The organism is Dasania marina DSM 21967 (assembly GCF_000373485.1).
Taxonomy (GTDB): domain Bacteria; phylum Pseudomonadota; class Gammaproteobacteria; order Pseudomonadales; family Dasaniaceae; genus Dasania; species Dasania marina.
On sequence record NZ_KB891575.1, the window covers coordinates 737,003 to 757,881 of the forward strand.

Here is a 20,879-nt window from a genome sequence, read left to right on the forward strand (position 1 = left end):
CGATAGTCGATAGTCGATAGTCGATAGTCGATAGTCGATAGTCGATAGTCGATAGTCGATAGTCGATAGTCGATAGTGAAAAGCTTGCGGCATCTACTGCCGCTGTCCAGCGCTTTCTAATCTTTTCACTAGCGACTAGGAACTAGGAACTACCCACTAGAGACTCCCCCCCTAAACAACCCTCTGATAACTCCCTCCCACATTTTCCACCAAGCCCTCTAGCTCTAGCTGCACTAGCGTTGCCATAAGCTCGGTGATGGGGATATTGAGGCGCTGCTGTAATAAGTCTATAGGCAGCGGGTCGTAGCCTAGTTGCTCCAGAAGTTGCTGTTGCTGTAGAGATATCACCGGCAGTAATGTTTGTTGTTGCGGCTGTTCTGACACGGGAGGCAGCCAGCCAGTCAACTCTTCTAGTACGTGTTCTACTGTTTCTACTAGCTTTGCGCCCTGCCTTATTAAGGTGTGGCAGCCATGGCTGGCGATATTATGTATGGAGCTGGGTATAGCGAATACTTCGCGGCCTTGTTCTAGCGCGCATTGGGCGGTAATGAGTGAGCCGCTTTTTAAGCTGGCCTCAACTACGAGTACGCCTAGGCTCATGCCACTGATAATACGGTTGCGGCGCGGGAAGTGGCCTTTCAGTGGGGCGCTGCCTAACGGCAGCTCACTAATAATTAAGCCTTGCTCCGCTATTGCTTGATATAACTCGTGATTACGGCGTGGGTAAATAATATCTATTCCCGTACCCAGTACCGCAAGGGTATTGCCATCGGCAGCCATCGCCCCTTGGTGGCTTGCGGTATCTATACCCAATGCCATGCCACTGGTGACGGTAAACCCCGCCCCTGCCAAGGCTTTGGCGAAGGCGTGGGCATTTTTATTGCCTTGCTGGCTGCTACGGCGGCTGCCCACCATGGCCAGTTGCGGGCTGTTTAGCAGATCTATATTGCCTCGGTAGTAAAGTAGCGGCGGCGGATCGTAGGTTTGTTTTAGCAACGCCGGATAGGCGGGGTGATTTAAGCTAAGTATGCCTATGTTGTGCTCTAGGCAATACTGCCATTGTTGCGTCAACAAACTGTTATCAGCATAGGCCTGATGCAGCTGCTGCTCCAAGTCCGCAAGTTCTGCTTGCTGGCTTAGGTTTAATTCGTACTGTTGCAGTGTTGCTATGGGCAGCCTCAATAGCTGCAGCAATGAGCCAGCCTCTAGCAATAAAGCACGTAGTTGTTTATCTGTTAGCTGGGTTTGATGTAGCGCAAGGGCGATTAGGCCATCGGGGAAGGGTTGTTCTGTATCCATGGTTCATCCTTAAACCGGTTTTTATTAAATCGCAGATGAATAAGAAAGTTGTATACGCGTTTTTAATAAAAAAGCCACAACGGCCTGTTGTGGCTTTTACTGCTTCACTAAACGTTACTATCACTAAACTTTAAGGGTTTTGCACTAACCCTTAAGGGTTTTAAACTAAACCTTAAGGGTTTTTGATTTTGTCGTTTACTGATAAAACCTCGGTAGCTCTTAACACTAAGGCGTAACTTACTTTCTCAAAAGTTCTAAACACCATTAATAAGCCAGCGCGGGTGTCGGGCACTTTCACCACGTCTTTTGATATTTGATCGCGGACTAATTCGCCTCGACGGTAGATAGCCATAATTTGGCCTACCTCCACATTCTCGCGCGTACCTTTATTGATCACCACCACATCCATAGAACCTATTTGTGAAACACCGCCCTCTACCGCAATGATGTAGCCTGACATCTCATCGGCAGGCGCACTGGGGTGGAAGTTGGCAAATAAGTCTCTATCTTCATCGGGCAACAATCTGTCACCGCGGCGCACCTCTTCCGAGGTTGAGTTTAAGGCTAGGGTGGCGACACTTTTATCTTGTGCTATCAGCTTGGCACCAGCTACCGAGAAGGCTTGTATACCTAAGACTTCACCGCTGTCTGGGTCTATATAAGCATCGCCTTTGCGGAAGATACCGTAAGCCTTTTGCTCATCATCAAACTCACCTCGGGCATATAACTCATCACCGGCACCCGAAATAATGTGACCTGATTTACCTGCTAAAACATAGGGGGCCTCATCTAAGGTGGCAGTCGTTAATACTCGGCTGTTAGACAAGAAAGGCGCCACTGCGTCCATGGGAATAGCGGGGATGGCTTTATCTAAATCAGACACCCGTACCGAAGGCGTCAGTTTGACATCGCGGTTGCGCTTAACCACCAGCTTGGGCTGGCCGTTGATATAAACGAGGTTTAATTGATCGCCGGGGTAAATCAGGTGGGGGTTATCCACTTGTGGATTAACATGCCAGATTTTAGGCCATAACCAAGGGTCTTTTAAAAACAGGCCCGATATATGCCACAGGGTATCGCCCTTTTTTACTACATAGGTTTGGGGATGATCTGCTTTTAAAGCCAAGGTATCGCCCGCAGCAAGGCTGGGCAGGGATACTAGCGACAGCACCAACATTAGGACGGTTCCCAATATCGATTTTTTCATAACGTTAATCCTTTCATGGAACATGCCTTTGTAGCTTTAGCCATCGAATTTGCGGCGATTAATGCCATTCAATACCCCAGCACTATGGGCAATTATTATTAGCAACCTGTATACTATAGCAGCTAAAACCTGATCAGTAGGTCAATTTAGTACTAATCTAAATATCATTATTTACTTGCTGATCATAATCTTAGCAGCTGTTTTTACTTTTTTACTAGAAGTTTGTCACAATCTATCATGACCATATTAAACATTCTCGAATTTCCAGACCCAAAACTGCGCACTATCGCCAAACCGGTAGTGCAGGTAACCGATCAAACTCGGCAGCTCATCGACGACATGCTTGAAACCATGTATGCCGCACCGGGCGTGGGCCTAGCCGCCTCACAGGTGGATGTACACCAGCGCATCGTGGTTATAGACACCAGCGAAGACCAAAGCGATCCGCAGGTATTTATCAACCCGGAAGTCACCGTATTAGACGATCACTTATTTGATTACGACGAAGGCTGCTTATCCATACCTGGCTTTTATGAAACCGTCACTCGCCCTGAGCACATACGGGTTAAAGCCCTAGACCGCGATGGCCAGCCTTTTGAGCTAGAGCCGCAAGGCCTATTGGCGGTGTGCATACAGCATGAGATAGACCACTTGGAGGGCAAGTTGTTTGTCGACTACCTCTCTAGCCTCAAGCGCCAGCGCATACGCAAAAAGCTAGAAAAAGAGCACAAAAAGAACGCCTAAACACTTTCGTGCGGGCCTTTGCTGGCCCTTACACCGCCTTCTTAGGGATACCATGAGCCAACGCTTACAACTCATTTTTGCGGGTACTCCCGATTTCGCCGCCAGCCACCTGCAAGCCCTGCTAGATGACGGCCAACACGATATTATCGCCGTTTACAGCCAGCCCGACCGGCCCGCCGGGCGCGGCAAAAAACTCAAACCCAGCCCTGTTAAAGCCCTAGCGTTAAGCCACGGTATCCCGGTTTATCAACCGCTAAGCCTTAAAGACAGCGACGCCCAGCAAAAACTGGCCGAGCTTAATGCTGATTTGATGGTGGTTGTAGCCTACGGCTTATTACTACCTAAAACGGCATTAGACACCCCAAGGCTAGGCTGCATCAACGTACACGCCTCACTACTACCACGCTGGCGCGGGGCCGCACCGATACAACGCGCCATAGAAGCGGGTGATAGCGAAACCGGTGTCACTATTATGCAAATGGATGTGGGCCTAGATACTGGCGCCATGTTGCTAACAGCCACTTGCGCTATCACTGAGCAAGACACCGGCGGCAGCCTGCACGACAAGCTGATCACCGTAGGCCAGCCCGCCTTGCTAACTGCGCTGCAACAATTGGCCAACGGTAACGCACAGCCGCAAGCGCAGGACGATAGCCTCAGCAACTACGCCAGCAAAATGGATAAGGCTGACATGCTGATAGATTGGCATTTAGACGCCGAGCTTATTGCCCGTAAAGTGCGCGCTTTTAACCCTTTCCCCGTCAGCTATACCACGCTTAACGGTGAGCGTTTAAAAATTTGGCAAGCCTCGGTAGTCGCAGGGCAGAGTGGTGCTGCCGGCACGCTAAGTACGGTAGACAAAAAACAACTGATTGTTAACTGCGGCCAAAACAGCCTAAGCCTAGCCGTAATACAACTACCCGGCGGTAAAGCCCTAGATATAGCCGCGCTGATGAACTCTAAAGCCGAGTTGTTTTACCCCGGCCTACAGCTGGGCGAGTTATGAGCAAGGTGCAAGATTGCCGCGCTACTGCTGCCCGCTGCTTAGCAAGCGTTAGCAAAGGCAGCTCCTTATCACAGCAAATCCCCGAATTTGAAGCGCAAGTTAGCGAACGCGACCGCGCGCTATTTAGGCAGCTCTGTTATGGCGTACTGCGCTGGCAGCCCAAGCTAGAAGGTTTAAGCGGGCAATTACTGCAAAAACCGTTTAAAACTAAAGACTGCGACATACATATGCTGATCTTGCTGGGCATCTACCAGCTCAGCGATATGCGCATACCCGATCACGCCGCCGTATCGGCTACGGTTAACGCCACCCGCGCGCTAAAAAAGCCCTGGGCCAAAAACTTAGTCAATGGCGTGCTGCGTCAATGGCAGCGTAACCGTGAGCAGTTAGAGCAGCAACTCAGCCCGGCGCAACAGCTAGCGCATCCCGAGTGGCTACACCAAGCCATACAACAAGCCTGGCCAGAGCAGGCCGAGCAAATACAAAACGCTAACAACCAACACCCCCCTATGTGTCTGCGGGTTAATAGCCAAAAAAGCACGCGGGATGATTATTTACAACAGCTCTTAAACGCCGACATAGCCGCACAAGCCTGTAGCCACGCGCCAGCGGGTATCCGCTTACAACAAGCGACAGGCGTACAACAACTGCCACAGTTTGCCGAGGGTTGGGTGAGTGTGCAGGACGAAGCGCCGCAGCTAGGTGTGGCGCTATTAGATTTGCAGCCCGGGCAGCGGGTGTTGGATATGTGCTGCGCCCCAGGAGGCAAAACCTGCCACATGTTAGAAGCCCAGCCTGAGTTGGCGCAACTGTTGGCCGTAGATATAGACCAACAACGCCTGCTGCGGGTTAGCGAAAACCTGCAGCGCTTACACTTACAAGCCGATTTAAAATGCAGTAATGCCACTGAAGTCGATAAGTGGTGGGATGGCCAGCCCTTTGACCGCATCTTACTAGACGCGCCTTGCTCGGCCACCGGTGTCATACGCCGCAACCCCGATATCAAAGCCCATAGACGCCCTGAAGACATCGTGCAATTGGCCGAACTGCAGCTAGAGATTTTAACTGCGCTATGGCCCAGCTTAAAACCCGGCGGTTTATTGCTGTACGCCACGTGCTCTATCTTGCCCGACGAAAACGAGCAGGTGGTCGCCGCTTTTTGCCAACAACAAGCTAACGCCGAGCATTGCCCTATAGCCGCAGAATGGGGATTAGAGCGTCCTTATGGCCGCCAATTATTTCCGCAGCCCGATGGCCACGATGGTTTTTATTACGCCTTATTGCGCAAAGCGTAACGATTCGCCCAATCGCAGCTAACACTTTCCCGGATTAAGGCATACAATTGCTTTTTATCATTTAATTATATAAACAAGCCCTTTTAATGCAGTCACCATGCCTTACTAGGGCCATATAAAACGCTACCTACACCCTAATACCAAACACATACGCCAATGAAAATAATTATTCTCGGGGCAGGCCAAGTCGGCGGCACGCTGGCGGCGCACTTAGCCGATGAAAATAACGACATCACCTTAGTGGATTCCAACGCTGACCGGTTAAATGAATTACAAGACCGATTGGATATAGGTGTCGTCACGGGGCATGCCTCACATCCCGATGTATTGCGACGGGCTGGCGCCGATGATGCCGACATGTTAATCGCGGTCACAAACTCTGACGAAATTAATATGGCGGCCTGCCAAATTGCCTACGCCTTGTTTCGTACCCCCAAAAAAATTGCCCGCATACGTTCCACTGCCTACCACGACCACCCCGAATTATTTTGCAACAAACTTATCCCCATCGATTTTATTATCAGCCCTGAGTTGTTGGTCACCCATTACATACAACGGCTAATTGAATACCCAGGCACTTTGCAGGTATTGGATTTTGCTAAGGGCAAGGCCCAGTTGGTAGCAGTAAAAGCCTATAGTGATGGCCCACTAGTGGGCAACGAGCTACAGGAAATACGTCGCCATATGCCCCATATAGACACCCGGGTAGCGGCTATTTTTCGTAAGGATCGCGCGATTACCCCCAAGGCCACCACGGTGATAGAGGCGGGGGATGAAGTGTTTTATATCGCCGCCAAGAAAAATATTTTGCCGGTACTCAGCGAGCTGCGTAATGTCGATCGCAACTACAAACGCATTATGATTGCCGGTGGCGGCAATATAGGCTTGCGCTTAGCACAATCGATAGAAAAAAATTACAAAGTGAAAGTCATAGAGCGCGACTACAAGCGTTGCCGCCAGCTCTCGGAAACACTAAACCACGCTATTGTTTTGCATGGCAGCGCCTCCGACAACGACCTGTTGGCCTCAGAGAACATCGATGATATTGATATTTTCTGCGCGCTAACCAATGATGATGACGCCAATATCATGTCCTCGTTACTCGCCAAACGTATGGGCGCAAGAAAGGTGATTACCCTGATCACCAACACCGCCTATGTAGACTTAATGCAGGGCGGCGAAATTGATATCGCCATCTCACCCCAGCAAATCACTATGGGCAGCCTGCTTACCCACATCCGCCGCGGGGATATTTCCAGCGTACACTCTTTGCGCCGTGGTGTAGCCGAAGCGATAGAGCTGATTGCCCACGGCGATGAACGCTCTTCCAAAATTGTGGGCAAGCGCTTAGACGACATTAATTTACCCCAAGGCGTTACTATAGGCGCCATAGTGCGCAACGATGAAGTGTTAATTGCCCATCGCAATATTGTCATAAAAACCGACGATCACGTGATTTTATTCCTGGCGGATAAATCGAAAATCAAACATGTAGAGCGTTTATTCCAAGTGGGCTTTAGCTTTTTCTAATGCATATTTTATTAATACTACGCATTTTAGGCATTTTGTTAATGCTGTTCAGCTTAACTCAGCTCAGCCCCTTACTGGTTAGCTTTTGGTATGCGGATGGTGCCCACAAAGGCTTTATCTGGGCCTTTTTACTGACCTTTAGCTGCGGCTTATTTATGTGGCTGCCGGTGTATAAAAAACGCGGCGAGCTGCGCACCCGCGATGGCTTTTTAATCACCGCCTTGTTCTGGACGGTACTAGGTATATTTGGGTCGTTGCCCTTTATTCTTAACAGTAATACCGACTTGGTGATTAGTGAGGCGGTGTTTGAATCGGTTTCCGGTTTAACCACCACCGGTGCTACGGTGATGACCCATTTGGATGAACTGCCGCACTCCATTTTATTTTATCGACAGCAACTACAGTGGTTTGGCGGCATCGGTATTATTGTTATCGCCGTGGCGATTTTACCCATGCTGGGTATAGGCGGTATGCAGCTATACCGCGCCGAAACACCGGGGCCGGTTAAAGACAGTAAACTCACGCCGCGAATTACTGAAACCGCCAAAGCGCTATTTATCGTGTATGTGATGCTCACCCTGAGTTGCGCCTTGGCCTATTGGCTGGCGGGGATGTCGGCGTTTGATGCCATCTGCCATGCCTTTTCCACCGTAGCGATAGGGGGGTTTTCTACCCACGACGACAGCATAGGTTACTTTGATAGCACGGCTATTATGATGATTTGTAGCTTTTATATGTTAGTAGCCGGCATTAACTTTGCCCTACATTTTTATGCCTGGCGTAACCGTGGCATCAGCCATTATTTTCGCGATTCGGAAACGGCCTTTTATGTAAGGGTTTTATTATTTGGCTGTATTGTGGTGTGTAGCTTTTTGTATTACCACGAACACTACGGCATTAGTGACGCCCTGCTACACGGTATTTTCCAGACTATCTCCATCGCCACCACTACGGGTTTTACCACCGAGCCTTTTGCGGCTTGGCCAAGCTTTATCCCCTTCTTTTTAATCATGCTGTCATTTATGGGCGGCTGTGCCGGTTCTACCGGCGGTGGTATGAAGGCGGTGCGGGTGATGTTGATTATGAAGCAGGGTATACGCGAGCTACATCAGCTGATACACCCCAATGCGGTCATACCTTTAAAGGTGGGTCGGCGGCGGGTAGAGGCTAAGGTGATTAGCGCGGTATGGAGTTTCTTTGCGGTTTATGTGTTTGCCTTTCTCAGTATTATGATGGCGCTAATGATGTGCGGCATGGATCAAACTACAGCCTACTCATCGGTAGTAGCCACACTTAATAACTTAGGCCCTGGGCTGGGGGATACCGCCGCTAACTTTAGTTCAGCCTCGGAGCCCGAGCAGTGGATTTTAAGCTTCTCTATGTTACTAGGGCGCTTAGAGGTGTTTACTTTACTGGTGTTGCTAACCCCCGCTTTTTGGCGGCAGTAAGAACAGTCTCTAGTCTCTAGTCTCTAGTCTCTAGTCTCTAGTCTCTAGTCTCTAGTCTCTAGTCTCTAGTCTCTAGTCTCTAGTCTCTAGTCTCTAGTNTCTAGTCTCTAGTCTCTAGTCTCTAGTCTCTAGTCTCTAGTCTCTAGTCTCTAGTCTCTAGTCTCTAGTCTCTAGTCTCTAGTCTCTAGTCTCTAAAATTCTTGTTCTAGCGACTAGCGACTGTCAACTAAAGACTCAACATTTAACTCTCTAACCAGACTTCTTGCGCCCAATCCCAAATATGATTCCAGGTTTGTTCTGACAACTCGCCATTTTCCCAGTAACTGATCTTGCCCACTTCATCTATACAATAATAACCTTCACCACTTTCACAAACGGGGAGTAGTTCCCGAGATAAACCTCTATCCCAAGCAATAGCCGCCACTTCGGGCAGATAGGTGTGAGAGTTGGGGTCGGCAGCGGTGACTGGCTCTAAGCTGCCATAAACCACATCACTAACGTTTAATAAAAAATCTTTAAAGTCGGCACCTAAGGCTACAAATAACTGCTCTTCGATTTCTACTAGAGTCTCTTCATCCGGTAACTCTAAGGGCAGCGGTACCAGCTCATTAGCTGAACGCAACGCCTCTATAATTTCATCCACACGCACATCTCCTATAACTTTTGTGGCTGTTTTGCCGCTATAGTCTAAGCTATATTGTAATTATTAGGTTAAGATAGTTTTAATGAATGCTCTAATTATTGACTCCTCTAGCTCTTATCGGCAGATGCTCGCTAAATTATTAGAGAGCTATAGCATCACCACTGTTGCTGTAAATACAGTCGACGATGCTGCGCCCGCTATACAGCATCAGCATTTCGATATCATCTGCATTACTATTAACCTTACTGGCAACGACAGTTTAGATTTTTGCCGCGAGGTGCGCCAGCATCACAGCTATAAGCATATCCCTATTATTATGCTTACCCCCGCCAAGGAAGCTGAAACAAACAAGCTCGCCTTAGAAGCTGGCGTCACCGACCTATTTCACAAACAAGACTTTTCCGGATTTCAACTCTACATAGAAAATATGGTTGAACGCTTAAATGCTGAAAACAGCAATAGCGGCCAAATTTTATACATAGAGGACAGTGCCAGCACCGCCTTTTTAGTCACTTCTACATTGGAAGATAACGGCTACCATGTAGACCACTTTTTAACTGCAGAGGAGGGTATAGAGGCCTTTGATGACAACTACTATGATCTACTACTTACCGATGTCGTGTTAGCCGATTTAAGCGGCTTGGTTGTGGTTAGAGCCGTGCGCGACTCGGTCTCTGAGGACAAAAAATCTACCCCCATTATTGCGATTAGCAGCTTTAATGATAACGCTAGGAAGTTGGAGCTTTTTTCGGCCGGTATTAATGACTATGTCTCCAAGCCGGTAATGAATGAAGAGCTGTTGGCGCGCATAGGAAACTTGGTTAAGAGTCGACAGCTATTAACTAGCCTCAATAACAAACAAGAGCAACTAGAGCGCCTAGCGCTAACCGATCAGCTAACCAGCCTGTATAACCGTCATTATTTAATGGATATGGCCCCTAAACGTATCCAGCAAGCGCAGCGACAAAAACAGTTTTTATGTTTAATGGTTGTCGACATCGATTTTTTCAAAGCGATTAACGATACTCACGGCCACAGTGTCGGCGATAAAGTATTGCAAGCGGTTGCTGCTCAACTTGTTAGCGGCGTGCGCTGGGAAGATATCGTTGCTCGCTTTGGCGGTGAAGAGTTTGTGGTGTTGTTAGATCACTGCAGCTTTCAAGACGCGATTAATATTGCCGAAGATCTACGCCAAAGTATAGAAAAGCTAAAACCTGCCGGCATAGATGTTAGCGCCAGCTTTGGTTTAGCAACACTGAAAGAAGATGAAAATGACTTCGCCAGTTTGTTTTCTCGCGCCGACGAAGCCGTTTACGAAGCGAAAGAAAGCGGCCGTAACTGCGTCGTTTTTAAACAATGAATCCAGTCGCTAGCTTGTAGTGACTAGTCACTACAAGCTAACACGCTTTACTAGAGACTAGCGACTACCCACTAGAGACTTTTTTATTCCACTGTTACTGACTTAGCCAAATTACGCGGCTGATCTACATCCGTACCTTTCAATACCGCTACGTGATAAGACAGTAGCTGCAAAGGAATAGTGTAAACAATAGGGGCTATTAATTCGGGCACTTCTGGTAGCTTGATAACAGTAATGCCTTCGCCGCTATTAAAACCTGATTTGTGATCCGCAAAAACAAATAGCTGACCACCTCTAGCTTGCACCTCTTCAAGGTTGGATTTTAATTTTTCCAACAACTCATCGTTAGGTGCTACTGCTACAATAGGCATTTCACTATCAACTAACGCCAATGGCCCGTGTTTTAGTTCGCCGGCCGGGTAGCTTTCGGCGTGTATATAGGAAATTTCTTTTAGTTTCAGCGCGCCTTCCATAGCCACTGGCCATTGCACACCACGCCCTAAAAACAAGGCATTATGTTTATCGGCAAAGGCCTCTGACATTTTTTGTATGGGTTTATCCAGCGCTAATACATCGCTTAGTAATTGCGGCAACTGGTGTAAGTTGGACACCATTTCCGCTTCTTTCTCGGCGCTTAAACCATGACGTTTGCCTAAAGCTATGGTTAACAGTACTAAAGCCACTAGCTGAGTGGTAAAGGCTTTAGTTGATGCCACACCTACTTCGGGACCAGCTTCTGTCATTAAGGCTAAGTCTGATTCACGCACTAGCGAGCTTTGCGCGACATTACAAATCGTCATGGTCGCAGCATAGCCCAGAGTTTTCGCTAAGCGCAGTGCCGCTAAAGTATCAGCCGTTTCACCCGATTGTGAGATGGTGACGATTAAGGTGTCATCTTGCACCACAAATTTTCTATAGCGAAATTCACTGGCAACCTCTACTCTACAAGGTACCCCTGCTATACCTTCTATCAGATATTTGGCCACCATGCCCGAATGATAGCTGGTGCCGCATGCAATAATTTGTACCGCTTTGGTTTTATCAAAAATGGCTGTTGCTTGCGCACCAAAGGCCTGCTCTAAAATTTTATCTTTAGAAATGCGACCCCGTAGAGTGTCTTTGATTACCTCTGGCTGCTCATAAATTTCTTTTAGCATGTAGTGACGATACTTACCTTTATCGGCGCTTTTCGTTTTATCGGTAAGTTGTACTAGTTCGCGGCTGACTAACTCACCGGCATCATCATAAATGTCATAACTATCAGGTGTTAATACCGCAAAATCACCTTCTTCTAAATAGATAAACCTATCGGTGACTTGACGCAGCGCTAGCTGATCGGAGGCTAAGAAGTTTTCGCCTATCCCTAAACCTAATACTAGGGGACTGCCACTACGGGCACAAACAATACGCTCGGGCTCATTTTTGTGTATAACCGCTAAACCAAAGGCGCCTTCTAATTGCTTTACCGCCTGCTTAACCGCGCTAAACAAATCATCGCCACTTTTCATAAGAGAGTGAATTAAATGGACGATAGTTTCGGTGTCGGTTTGTGATACAAACACATAACCCTGAGCGCTGAGCTGCTTACGCAGCTGCTCATGGTTTTCTATAATGCCATTGTGCACCAAGGCAATTTCATTATTAGATAGGTGAGGGTGGGCGTTTTCTTCTGAGGGTTTACCGTGGGTAGCCCACCGGGTATGCGCTATGCCTAAGCTTCCGCTTAGCGGTTGCTGCTTTACCGCCTCATCTAATACTGCCACTTTGCCCATGCGCTTGTGGCAGCCTATTTCACCTTGATGATTAATAATCGCTACGCCAGCTGAGTCATAGCCTCGGTATTCTAAGCGCTTTAATCCTTCAACTAATATGGCTGCAACTTCTCTACGCGCTGCAGCACCGACTATTCCACACATACAATTTTTCCAAGTAATAATTATTGAGAAGGCTTAGCTACTCTTACTTTTTCTTGTTTGTTTTTACCGGCCGCGACCAATTGCTTATTTCTCGCTGCTTGCCTCTGGCTACTGCCAAACTGTTTTCTGTCACATCGCTGGTGACGGTAGACCCGGCACCAATTGTGGCCATATTACCTATAGTTAGCGGGGCTACTAAAGCACTATTAGACCCTATAAAGGCACCGTCACCAATATGGGTTTGATATTTATTTACGCCATCGTAGTTGCAGGTAATAGTACCTGCGCCGATGTTAGCGCTTACCCCTATAGTGCAATCACCAATATAACTGAGGTGATTCACTTTACTACCCTCACCGATTATGGCTTTTTTAGTTTCTACAAAATTGCCTATTTTAGCTTTATTAGCAAGCTGCGTACCTGGCCGCAGCCTAGCGAAAGGGCCTATATCACAGTATTCAGCGATAACACTCTGTTCGATCACACTGTTAGCTTTAACCACCGTACCTTGCCCTATAGAGCTGTTTTCTATAATGCAGTTAGGCCCTATAGAAACATCATCGGCTAGCTGTACGTCGCCAATAAAAACACAGTTTACATCGATGTTAACATCTACACCCACCGTTAAGTTACCACGCACATCTATGCGGCGAGGATCAGCCAAGCTGGCACCTTCAGCCATTAATAGCTGCGCTTGCTGTAGCTGATAATGGCGCTCTAGCTCCGCCACTTGCTCACGGTTGTTGGCACCTTGTACCTCCCATTCATGCTCCGGCTGTTCTGTTTTTACTACCACGCCATGGCTTACCGCCATGCTGATAATATCGGTAAGATAGTATTCGCCCTGGGCATTTTTAGAGGACAAGGCCGGCAACCACTGCTGTAGATGCTTAGCGGCTACCGCCATCATACCGGTATTAACTTCTGCAATATTGAGTTGCTCTGCGCGGGCGTCTTTCTGCTCAACTATTGCCACAACCTGCTTAGCTTCGTTGCGTACTATGCGGCCATAACCGCTAGGCTCTGCTAGGTTAACCGTTAACAATGCTAGGGTGTTTTCATCCGCCAGTGCTAGTAATTTTTGCAAGGTTTGTGGTTTAACTAGGGGCACATCACCATAGCTAATAAGCACTAGGCTATCGGGGTTAAGCTGGGGTAGGGCTTGTGCTACAGCATGGCCCGTTCCCAATTGTTCAGTTTGTAATACCCAAGATACATTATCTTGTATATGGGCTTTTACCTGCTCTGCGCCATGTCCTATTACGATATGTATGGTTTGCGCATGTGTTGCTTTCGCGCTATCAATAACATGAGCTAACATAGATCTGCCAGCAAGCTTGTGTAAAACTTTTGGTAGTTTTGAGCGCATGCGAGTGCCTTGGCCCGCTGCTAAGATAACAACTTCATGTGTCACTTTTGTATCCCTCAAAGTGTAGTGAAAGCGTTTTAGACTATGACTAGCTTTCGCTTTTTTATTTTAATCAAACGCGGTTTATGCTGTACATAAAAAAGGGTAGCCTAAGCCACCCTTTAATGCGATTACTTGTTAACAGCCGTTCAGCCCATTTTTTTACGAATTTGCTGTATGGTGCGCAATTGCGCAGCGGCGGCAGCCAGTTGTGACGCAGCCCTACCATAATCAAAGTCGCCACTTTGATTCGCTAAAGCATGCTCAGCTTCTTTTTGTGCTTCCGCAGCTGCAGCTTCATCCAAGTCGTTAGCACGTATAGCTGTATCGGCTAAAACGCTAACCACACCCGGCTGAACTTCGAGGAAACCACCAGAAACGTAGTAAACCTCTTCTTCACCGTTTTGCTTTTTAATGCGTATAGGGCCTGGCACTAGCGACGTTAACAATGGCGCGTGGCCGTAGCTAATACCTAAGTCACCCAAGGTACCTGTTGCTACTAGCGTTTCGACTAGGCCTGAGAAAATTGCCTCTTCAGCACTAACGATGTCGCAATGTACAGTCATAGCCATTTTTTAAACCTCTTATAAAAGACGAATAGTAAGAGAGCAACGCTCTCTTACATTTTCTTCGCTTTTTCTAATACTTCGTCTATACCGCCACACATGTAGAACGCTTGCTCTGGAATGTGATCGTATTCGCCAGCTAACAAGCCTTTGAAACTAGATATAGTCTCTTTTAATGTTACATATTTACCTGGTGAGCCGGTAAATATTTCAGCAACGTGGAAAGGCTGAGATAAGAAGCGCTCAATCTTACGAGCACGGTTTACCGTTTGCTTATCTTCTTCAGACAATTCATCCATGCCTAAAATGGCGATGATGTCTTTAAGCTCTTTATAGCGCTGTAATACAGTTTGTACACCGCGAGCAACGTCATAATGCTCTTGGCCAACAGTCAATGGATCCAACTGACGCGAAGTCGAGTCTAGTGGATCTACCGCTGGGTATATGCCTTTAGCAGCGATATCACGGCTTAATACTACCGTTGAATCTAAGTGAGCAAAGGTGGTAGCAGGCGAGGGGTCAGTCAAGTCATCCGCAGGTACGTATACCGCTTGAATAGATGTGATAGAACCTGTTTTGGTTGAGGTTATACGCTCCTGCAACTCACCCATTTCTTGCGCCAGTGTAGGCTGGTAACCTACCGCTGAAGGCATACGACCTAACAGTGCTGACACCTCGGTTCCGGCCAGTGTGTAACGATAAATATTATCGATAAATAACAGTACGTCTTTACCTTCATCACGGAATTTTTCAGCCATGGTCAAACCAGTCAGGGCAACACGTAAACGGTTTCCTGGGGGCTCGTTCATTTGGCCGTAAACCATGGCAACTTTTGATTCAGAGAAGTTCTCAACGTTTACAACGCCTGATTCCTGCATCTCGTAGTAAAAATCGTTACCTTCACGAGTACGCTCACCAACACCTGCGAATACAGATAGACCACTGTGCTCTAGCGCGATGTTGTTGATCAACTCCATCATGTTTACAGTTTTACCAACACCAGCACCACCGAATAAACCTACTTTACCACCCTTAGCAAATGGGCAGACTAGGTCTATAACTTTGATACCAGTTTCTAGCAACTCTTCAGAGGCAGATAACTCATCATAAGCAGGCGCTTTACGGTGTATAGAGGCACGCTCTTTTTCACCGATGGGGCCACACTCATCAATAGGGTTACCCAAAACGTCCATGATGCGACCCAAAGTTTCGATACCTACCGGTACAGAAATTGGCGCGTTAGTGTTATCAACTGAAAGACCACGGCTTACACCTTCTGAAGGACCCATCGCAATTGTACGAACGATACCGTCGCCCAATTGTTGCTGAACTTCTAAGGTTAAACCTTTTTCTGTGACCATCAGTGCGTCGTAAACACGTGGTACTGCATCGCGTGGAAATTCCACATCGATTACCGCGCCTATTATTTGTACGATACGTCCGCTACTCATTTCCGGATCCTCTACCAATATTTTTAAATTTAAAAAACTTGTTGTTTTATTAGCCAACACGATTAACCAATCGCAGCAGCACCACTTACAATTTCAGAAAGCTCTTGGGTAATCGCAGATTGACGGGCTTTGTTATAAACCAATTGTAAATCGTCAATTAAGTCGCCCGCATTGTCGGTGGCATTTTTCATTGCCAGCATGCGCGACGCCTGTTCACAGGCACCATTTTCAACCACTGATTGATAAACTTGTGACTCTACATAACGAACCAATAAGCCATCTAAAAGCTCTTGTGCATCTGGCTCGTAAAGATAATCCCAATGATGCTTTAGTTGTTTGTTCTCTTCCGCAAGTAAAGGCAATAATTGCTCAAGCTTAGGTGTTTGTGTCATGGTATTTACAAAACCATTACTGACTAAGTACAGCTTATCGATTTTACCTTCAGCATAGGCATCCAACATAACCTTAACACCGCCAATTAAGTCAGATACTGCAGGGTCTTCACCTAAGTCACGTACTGCCGCAACGACGTTGCCGCCATAATTATTAAAGAATGCTGCTGCTTTGGCACCAACTAAACATAGATCAATTTCTACATTTTGATCGGCATAGGCTTTCATGCCCTTGATCGCCGCCTTAAACAAGTTTGTGTTTAAACCGCCGCATAAGCCTCTATCAGTTGAAATGATAATAAAGCCAACGCGTTTTACTTCGCGCTGCAGCATATACATATGCTTGTATTCAGGGTTTGCGTTAGCAATATGACCTACTACCGAGCGTATACGCTGTGCATAAGGCTTGCCCACATTCATGCGTTCTTGCGCCTTACGCATTTTACTGGCCGCAACCATTTCCATTGCGTTAGTAATTTTTTGCGTACTCTGGATACTCGATATCTGAGTCCGTATTTCTTTTCCGCTTGCCATATAAATAACCTAAATTATTTAACCAATTCTATTTTTATGGGGTCAGAGTCGCGACTCTAACCCCAGTAAAAACTAGTAGGTCTGAGTCGCTTTAAACTTCTCAACGCCTTCTTTGAATTTTGCTTCAAAGTCGCCGTTCCAATCACCTGAAGTGGCGATGGCTTTCATGGTGTCAGCGTATTCGCTGTTCATGAAAGAAAGTAGGGCTGATTCAAAATCAACTATTTTAGCAACTTCAACATCTTTCAAATGACCTTCGTTAGCGCAGTAAACCATTAAGCCCATTTCGGCAACATTTTGTGGCGCATATTGCTTTTGCTTCATTAATTCGGTTACACGCTCACCGTGGTCTAGCTGTGCTTTAGTGGCTTCATCTAGATCTGAGGCAAACTGGGAGAAGGCCGCTAATTCGCGGTATTGTGCCAAAGCAGTACGTATACCACCTGACAACTTCTTCATTACTTTAGTTTGCGCTGCACCACCTACACGCGACACAGAAATACCGGCATCCATTGCTGGGCGGTTACCACTGTTAAACATGTCAGCTTCTAGGAAGATTTGGCCATCGGTGATAGAGATAACGTTAGTCGGTACGAAAGCCGATACGTCACCTGCTTGTGTTTCAATGATAGGTAGCGCGGTTAATGAACCGGTTTTGCCTTTCACTTCACCATTGGTGAATTTTTCAACGTAGTTAGCGTTAACACGTGATGCACGCTCTAATAAACGCGAGTGCAAATAGAATACATCACCCGGATAGGCTTCACGGCCTGGTGGACGACGTAGTAGCAAGGATATTTGACGGTAAGCCCAAGCTTGCTTGGTCAAATCATCGTAAATAACCAGAGCATCTTCACCGCGATCACGGAAATATTCACCCATGGTACAGCCCGCAAAAGGGGCTAGGTATTGCATAGCCGCAGGGTCAGAAGCGGTAGCAGCAACAATAATGGTGTGCTCCATTGCGCCGTGCTCTTCTAATTTACGTACTACTGCTGCAATCGATGAAGCTTTTTGGCCTATCGCAACATAGATACACTTAATACCAGAATCTTTTTGGTTGATGATGGCGTCAACAGCAATCGCTGTTTTACCAATCTGACGGTCACCAATGATTAACTCACGTTGGCCACGGCCGATAGGTACCATCGCATCAACGGCTTTCAAACCAATTTGCACTGGCTGATCAACTGATTGACGCTCGATTACACCCGGTGCGATTTTTTCAATAAAGTCTGTGGTTTTATTGCCCAAAGGGCCTTTGCCATCGATAGGGATACCCAGAGCATCAACTACACGACCCTGTAACTCAGGACCTACCGGCACTTCAAGTACGCGGCCAGTACATTTGCAGGTTTGGCCTTCCGCTAAGGTTTGGTAACCACCTAGTACTACTGCACCTACTGAGTCACGCTCAAGGTTAAGCGCCATACCATAAACGCCGCCTTCAAACTCTATCATCTCACCAAACATAACATTGGTAAGACCATGGATACGAATAATACCGTCAGTTACAGAAACAACAGTACCTTCGTTTTGGGCTTCACTAGTCACATCAAGTTGATCGATGCGGCCTTTGATAATTTCGCTAATCTCTGATGGATTCAGCTGTTGCATGTTCTTTTCCTCAATCCCTTCATCTAGGGATTTCTGTCCAGGAGTGCTAGTTAAACGTAATTAATAACACTATTAATTACGTAAACAAAAACTTATTAAGCTTTCATGGCCTCGCCAAGCTTAGCTAAGCGGCCACGTATGCTCGCGTCTATTACTATATCGGCTGCGCGTATGATCACACCACCAATCAAGCTTTTATCTACGTGAGCTTGTACTTTGACTTCGCGTTCTAGCTTGCCGGTTAAAGCTTTTGCTAGCTGATCTTGTACATCGGCATCCAGCTCAAAAGCGGTAGCGATATCAACATCAACACATTTTTCACGGTTAGCTTTAAAAGCTTCATACAGTGTGGATATTTCAGCTAACAAACTAAGGCGCTTGTTTTCTGCCAACACTCTTATAAAGTTTTGCGCTTTACCACTTAACGCATCGCCACAAACATCAATAAAGGTTTGTGCTTGCTGTTCAGTCGTTAGTGAAGGTGACGTCAGCACCTTTTTAATAGTATCTGCTTGGGCAACGGCGGCTGCTGTTGCTAGCTGGGTTGACCATTCAGCCAAGCCATTAGCACCATCAGCATATTCAAACGCTGCTTTTGCATAGGGTCTCGCCAGGGTGCTTAATTCAGCCATAATAACCTCGTTTACACCTAGCCTTTACAGACCGGCAGCTAGTTTTTCAACTAGTGCTTTATGTTGTGCTGGATCGATAGAGCTCTCTAGTACCTTCTCGGCACCAGCCATAACTAAACTAGCAACTTGCCCACGCAAGTGCTCTTTAGCACGGTTAGCTTCTTGTTCGATTTCAGCTTTGGCTGCAACCTTTAAGCGTTCACCTTCTTCGCGAGCCGTATCTTTGGCTTCTTCTACGATTTGAGTCCCGCGCTTATTAGCAGCATCAATGATGCCAGCGGCTTCCTCTTTCGCTTTGCGAAGTTGTTGAGTCGCTTTTTCCTGTGCTAGTTCTAAATCTCTACCAGCACGGTCAGCAGCTTCTAGGCCATCAGCAATTTGCGCTTCGCGCTCATCCATTGCACTGCGTATAGCAGTCCAAACATAGGCTTTGCAGAACCATACAAACGCAAGGAATGTAATGGACTGGCCAATTAAAGTCAGATTAATGTTCACGCCGACACCTCAGCTTGTTTGCATTGTTAAGTAAGAGTTAGTAAATCGTTTCTAACTTAAATTATGCAGCTAAAGTCGGAACGATAACGAACAATACGTACATGCCAATACCAACACCGATCATTGGAACTGCATCCAATAAACCAGCGATAAGGAACATTTTACCTTGTAGCATAGGAGCCATTTCAGGCTGACGCGCTGAACCTTCAAGCAACTTACCACCTAATAGACCGAAACCTATCGCAGTACCAGCAGCACCTAAACCAATTAAAAGAGCAACAGCAATCAATGCAAGACCCATTTTTCGTCTCCAATTTTATTAAAAATAAAAAGTTAAAGTTAATGTAAAAAGTTTAAAAATCGTTAATTAATGTTCTTCGTCTACATCGTGCGCCATCGCCATATAAACGATAGTTAACACCATGAAAACAAAAGCTTGTAACGCGATAATCAATATATGGAATATCGCCCAACCCATTTGCAATACACCTGCTAAAGCACCTAAGAACAAACCGGCACCAAACATGGCAGCAATCAGAATAAAAATCATTTCACCCGCGTATAAGTTGCCGAATAAACGTAAACCAAGAGAGACAGGTTTAGCTATCAAAGCAACTGATTCAAGAATCAAGTTCACAGGAATTAGGAATATATTCACATACCATTTAGGTGTACAAAAAGGGTGTAGTGTTAATTCTTTAACGAAACCCATAAAACCTTTGTTTTGTATGGTAAAGAATATCATTAGGCCAAAAACAGTAATGGCCATGCCTAAGGTAATGTTGGGGTCAGTAGTGGGGACCACTTTGAAGTAGAAGTGCGGATCGCCGGTAGCCCACATCATTAATGAAGGTATCCAATCCACTGGGATCAAATCCATCAAATTCATGAAGAAGATCCATATAAAGATGGTTAATGCCATAGGCGCCACTAGTGCATTTTTATAGTGGAAGGTATCTTTAACTGTGCTATCGATGAAATCGATAATCATTTCTATAAAATTTTGCAGACCTTTAGGGACACCCGAGTGCATGCCTCTGGCTACTTTAGCAAAAATAAACGAGAAGATTAAACCTAGAGTAATAGACCAAAACATAGAGTCTACATGCACAGCCATAAAACCCATATCAGCCATTTCTTCGCTGTTATGCGCTAAAGTCCAGCTATCTTGAGCGAGCGTGTGCTGCTCACCATCGGCAGTGGTTCTCACATAACCGGCAGGTAACTTGCCATAGGTCATATTGGTAAGATGGTGTTTGATATAACTTTCAGTGGTTAGGGTATCGCCTGCCATGAATATCTCTCGAAAACCTTCATCAAATTAATGCTTTATAAC

General features: G+C 46.5%; 19 protein-coding genes. 6 read left to right on the forward strand and 13 right to left on the reverse strand.

Annotation, left to right across the window (positions count from 1 at the left end; genetic code table 11):
* Nucleotides 1-171 precede the first annotated feature (171 nt).
* Nucleotides 172-1,299, reverse strand: a complete 1,128-nt coding sequence (dprA, locus tag B067_RS0103410; RefSeq protein WP_019528651.1) for a DNA-processing protein DprA — start codon at nucleotides 1,297-1,299, stop codon at nucleotides 172-174.
* A gap of 172 nt (nucleotides 1,300-1,471) precedes the next feature.
* On the reverse strand, nucleotides 1,472-2,506 hold the full coding sequence (locus tag B067_RS0103415) for a LysM peptidoglycan-binding domain-containing protein (RefSeq protein WP_026244378.1): 1,035 nt from the start codon (nucleotides 2,504-2,506) through the stop codon (nucleotides 1,472-1,474).
* A gap of 237 nt (nucleotides 2,507-2,743) precedes the next feature.
* On the opposite strand from B067_RS0103415, the gene def reads away from it, so the two are divergent.
* From def to B067_RS0103445, 5 genes are all read left to right on the forward strand, one after another.
* Nucleotides 2,744-3,250, forward strand: a complete 507-nt coding sequence (gene def, locus B067_RS0103425) for a peptide deformylase (RefSeq protein WP_019528653.1) — start codon at nucleotides 2,744-2,746, stop codon at nucleotides 3,248-3,250.
* Between the two features lie 52 nt (nucleotides 3,251-3,302).
* The gene (gene fmt / locus B067_RS0103430) at nucleotides 3,303-4,256 is read left to right on the forward strand and encodes a methionyl-tRNA formyltransferase (protein WP_019528654.1); all 954 of its coding nucleotides are present in this window, start codon (nucleotides 3,303-3,305) and stop codon (nucleotides 4,254-4,256) included.
* Nucleotides 4,253-5,551 carry a 16S rRNA (cytosine(967)-C(5))-methyltransferase RsmB gene (gene rsmB, locus B067_RS0103435; RefSeq protein ID WP_019528655.1) on the forward strand — a complete coding sequence of 433 codons (1,299 nt, stop codon included), beginning with the start codon at nucleotides 4,253-4,255 and terminating at the stop codon, nucleotides 5,549-5,551. The genes fmt and rsmB overlap by 4 nt, the downstream gene beginning before the upstream one ends.
* A gap of 156 nt (nucleotides 5,552-5,707) precedes the next feature.
* On the forward strand, nucleotides 5,708-7,081 hold the full coding sequence (gene trkA / locus B067_RS0103440) for a Trk system potassium transporter TrkA (protein ID WP_019528656.1): 1,374 nt from the start codon (nucleotides 5,708-5,710) through the stop codon (nucleotides 7,079-7,081).
* Nucleotides 7,081-8,529 carry a TrkH family potassium uptake protein gene (locus B067_RS0103445; RefSeq protein ID WP_019528657.1) on the forward strand — a complete coding sequence of 483 codons (1,449 nt, stop codon included), beginning with the start codon at nucleotides 7,081-7,083 and terminating at the stop codon, nucleotides 8,527-8,529. Before trkA ends, B067_RS0103445 begins: the two co-directional genes overlap by 1 nt.
* 241 nt (nucleotides 8,530-8,770) lie before the next feature.
* Here B067_RS0103445 and B067_RS0103450 read toward each other — a convergent pair whose 3' ends face one another.
* Nucleotides 8,771-9,172: an SMI1/KNR4 family protein gene (locus tag B067_RS0103450; RefSeq protein WP_019528658.1), complete on the reverse strand. Its 402-nt coding sequence runs from the start codon at nucleotides 9,170-9,172 to the stop codon at nucleotides 8,771-8,773.
* Nucleotides 9,173-9,254: 82 nt separating this feature from the next.
* Here B067_RS0103450 and B067_RS0103455 point away from each other — a divergent pair, with 82 nt between their 5' ends.
* Nucleotides 9,255-10,532: a diguanylate cyclase gene (locus B067_RS0103455; RefSeq protein ID WP_019528659.1), complete on the forward strand. Its 1,278-nt coding sequence runs from the start codon at nucleotides 9,255-9,257 to the stop codon at nucleotides 10,530-10,532.
* A gap of 83 nt (nucleotides 10,533-10,615) precedes the next feature.
* Here B067_RS0103455 and glmS read toward each other — a convergent pair whose 3' ends face one another.
* The 10 genes from glmS to atpB form a co-directional block, all read right to left on the reverse strand.
* The gene (glmS, locus tag B067_RS0103460) at nucleotides 10,616-12,448 is read right to left on the reverse strand and encodes a glutamine--fructose-6-phosphate transaminase (isomerizing) (RefSeq protein ID WP_019528660.1); all 1,833 of its coding nucleotides are present in this window, start codon (nucleotides 12,446-12,448) and stop codon (nucleotides 10,616-10,618) included.
* A gap of 43 nt (nucleotides 12,449-12,491) precedes the next feature.
* Nucleotides 12,492-13,862 (reverse strand): bifunctional UDP-N-acetylglucosamine diphosphorylase/glucosamine-1-phosphate N-acetyltransferase GlmU, encoded by a 1,371-nt coding sequence (gene glmU, locus B067_RS0103465; RefSeq protein WP_019528661.1) that lies wholly within the window; start codon nucleotides 13,860-13,862, stop codon nucleotides 12,492-12,494.
* A 143-nt stretch (nucleotides 13,863-14,005) separates the two neighbouring features.
* Nucleotides 14,006-14,428, reverse strand: a complete 423-nt coding sequence (locus tag B067_RS0103470) for a F0F1 ATP synthase subunit epsilon (RefSeq protein ID WP_019528662.1) — start codon at nucleotides 14,426-14,428, stop codon at nucleotides 14,006-14,008.
* A gap of 47 nt (nucleotides 14,429-14,475) precedes the next feature.
* Nucleotides 14,476-15,873 carry a F0F1 ATP synthase subunit beta gene (gene atpD / locus B067_RS0103475; protein ID WP_019528663.1) on the reverse strand — a complete coding sequence of 466 codons (1,398 nt, stop codon included), beginning with the start codon at nucleotides 15,871-15,873 and terminating at the stop codon, nucleotides 14,476-14,478.
* Nucleotides 15,874-15,935: 62 nt separating this feature from the next.
* Nucleotides 15,936-16,799 (reverse strand): F0F1 ATP synthase subunit gamma, encoded by an 864-nt coding sequence (atpG, locus tag B067_RS0103480; protein ID WP_026244381.1) that lies wholly within the window; start codon nucleotides 16,797-16,799, stop codon nucleotides 15,936-15,938.
* A 72-nt stretch (nucleotides 16,800-16,871) separates the two neighbouring features.
* The gene (atpA, locus tag B067_RS0103485) at nucleotides 16,872-18,416 is read right to left on the reverse strand and encodes a F0F1 ATP synthase subunit alpha (RefSeq protein ID WP_019528665.1); all 1,545 of its coding nucleotides are present in this window, start codon (nucleotides 18,414-18,416) and stop codon (nucleotides 16,872-16,874) included.
* Between the two features lie 95 nt (nucleotides 18,417-18,511).
* Nucleotides 18,512-19,048: a F0F1 ATP synthase subunit delta gene (locus B067_RS0103490; protein WP_019528666.1), complete on the reverse strand. Its 537-nt coding sequence runs from the start codon at nucleotides 19,046-19,048 to the stop codon at nucleotides 18,512-18,514.
* A gap of 24 nt (nucleotides 19,049-19,072) precedes the next feature.
* Nucleotides 19,073-19,543, reverse strand: a complete 471-nt coding sequence (locus B067_RS0103495; protein ID WP_026244382.1) for a F0F1 ATP synthase subunit B — start codon at nucleotides 19,541-19,543, stop codon at nucleotides 19,073-19,075.
* 61 nt (nucleotides 19,544-19,604) lie between these two features.
* Nucleotides 19,605-19,844, reverse strand: coding sequence for a F0F1 ATP synthase subunit C (atpE, locus tag B067_RS0103500; protein WP_019528668.1), 240 nt, complete (start codon nucleotides 19,842-19,844; stop codon nucleotides 19,605-19,607).
* A 66-nt stretch (nucleotides 19,845-19,910) separates the two neighbouring features.
* Nucleotides 19,911-20,837 carry a F0F1 ATP synthase subunit A gene (gene atpB / locus B067_RS0103505; protein WP_019528669.1) on the reverse strand — a complete coding sequence of 309 codons (927 nt, stop codon included), beginning with the start codon at nucleotides 20,835-20,837 and terminating at the stop codon, nucleotides 19,911-19,913.
* Nucleotides 20,838-20,879 lie beyond the last annotated feature (42 nt).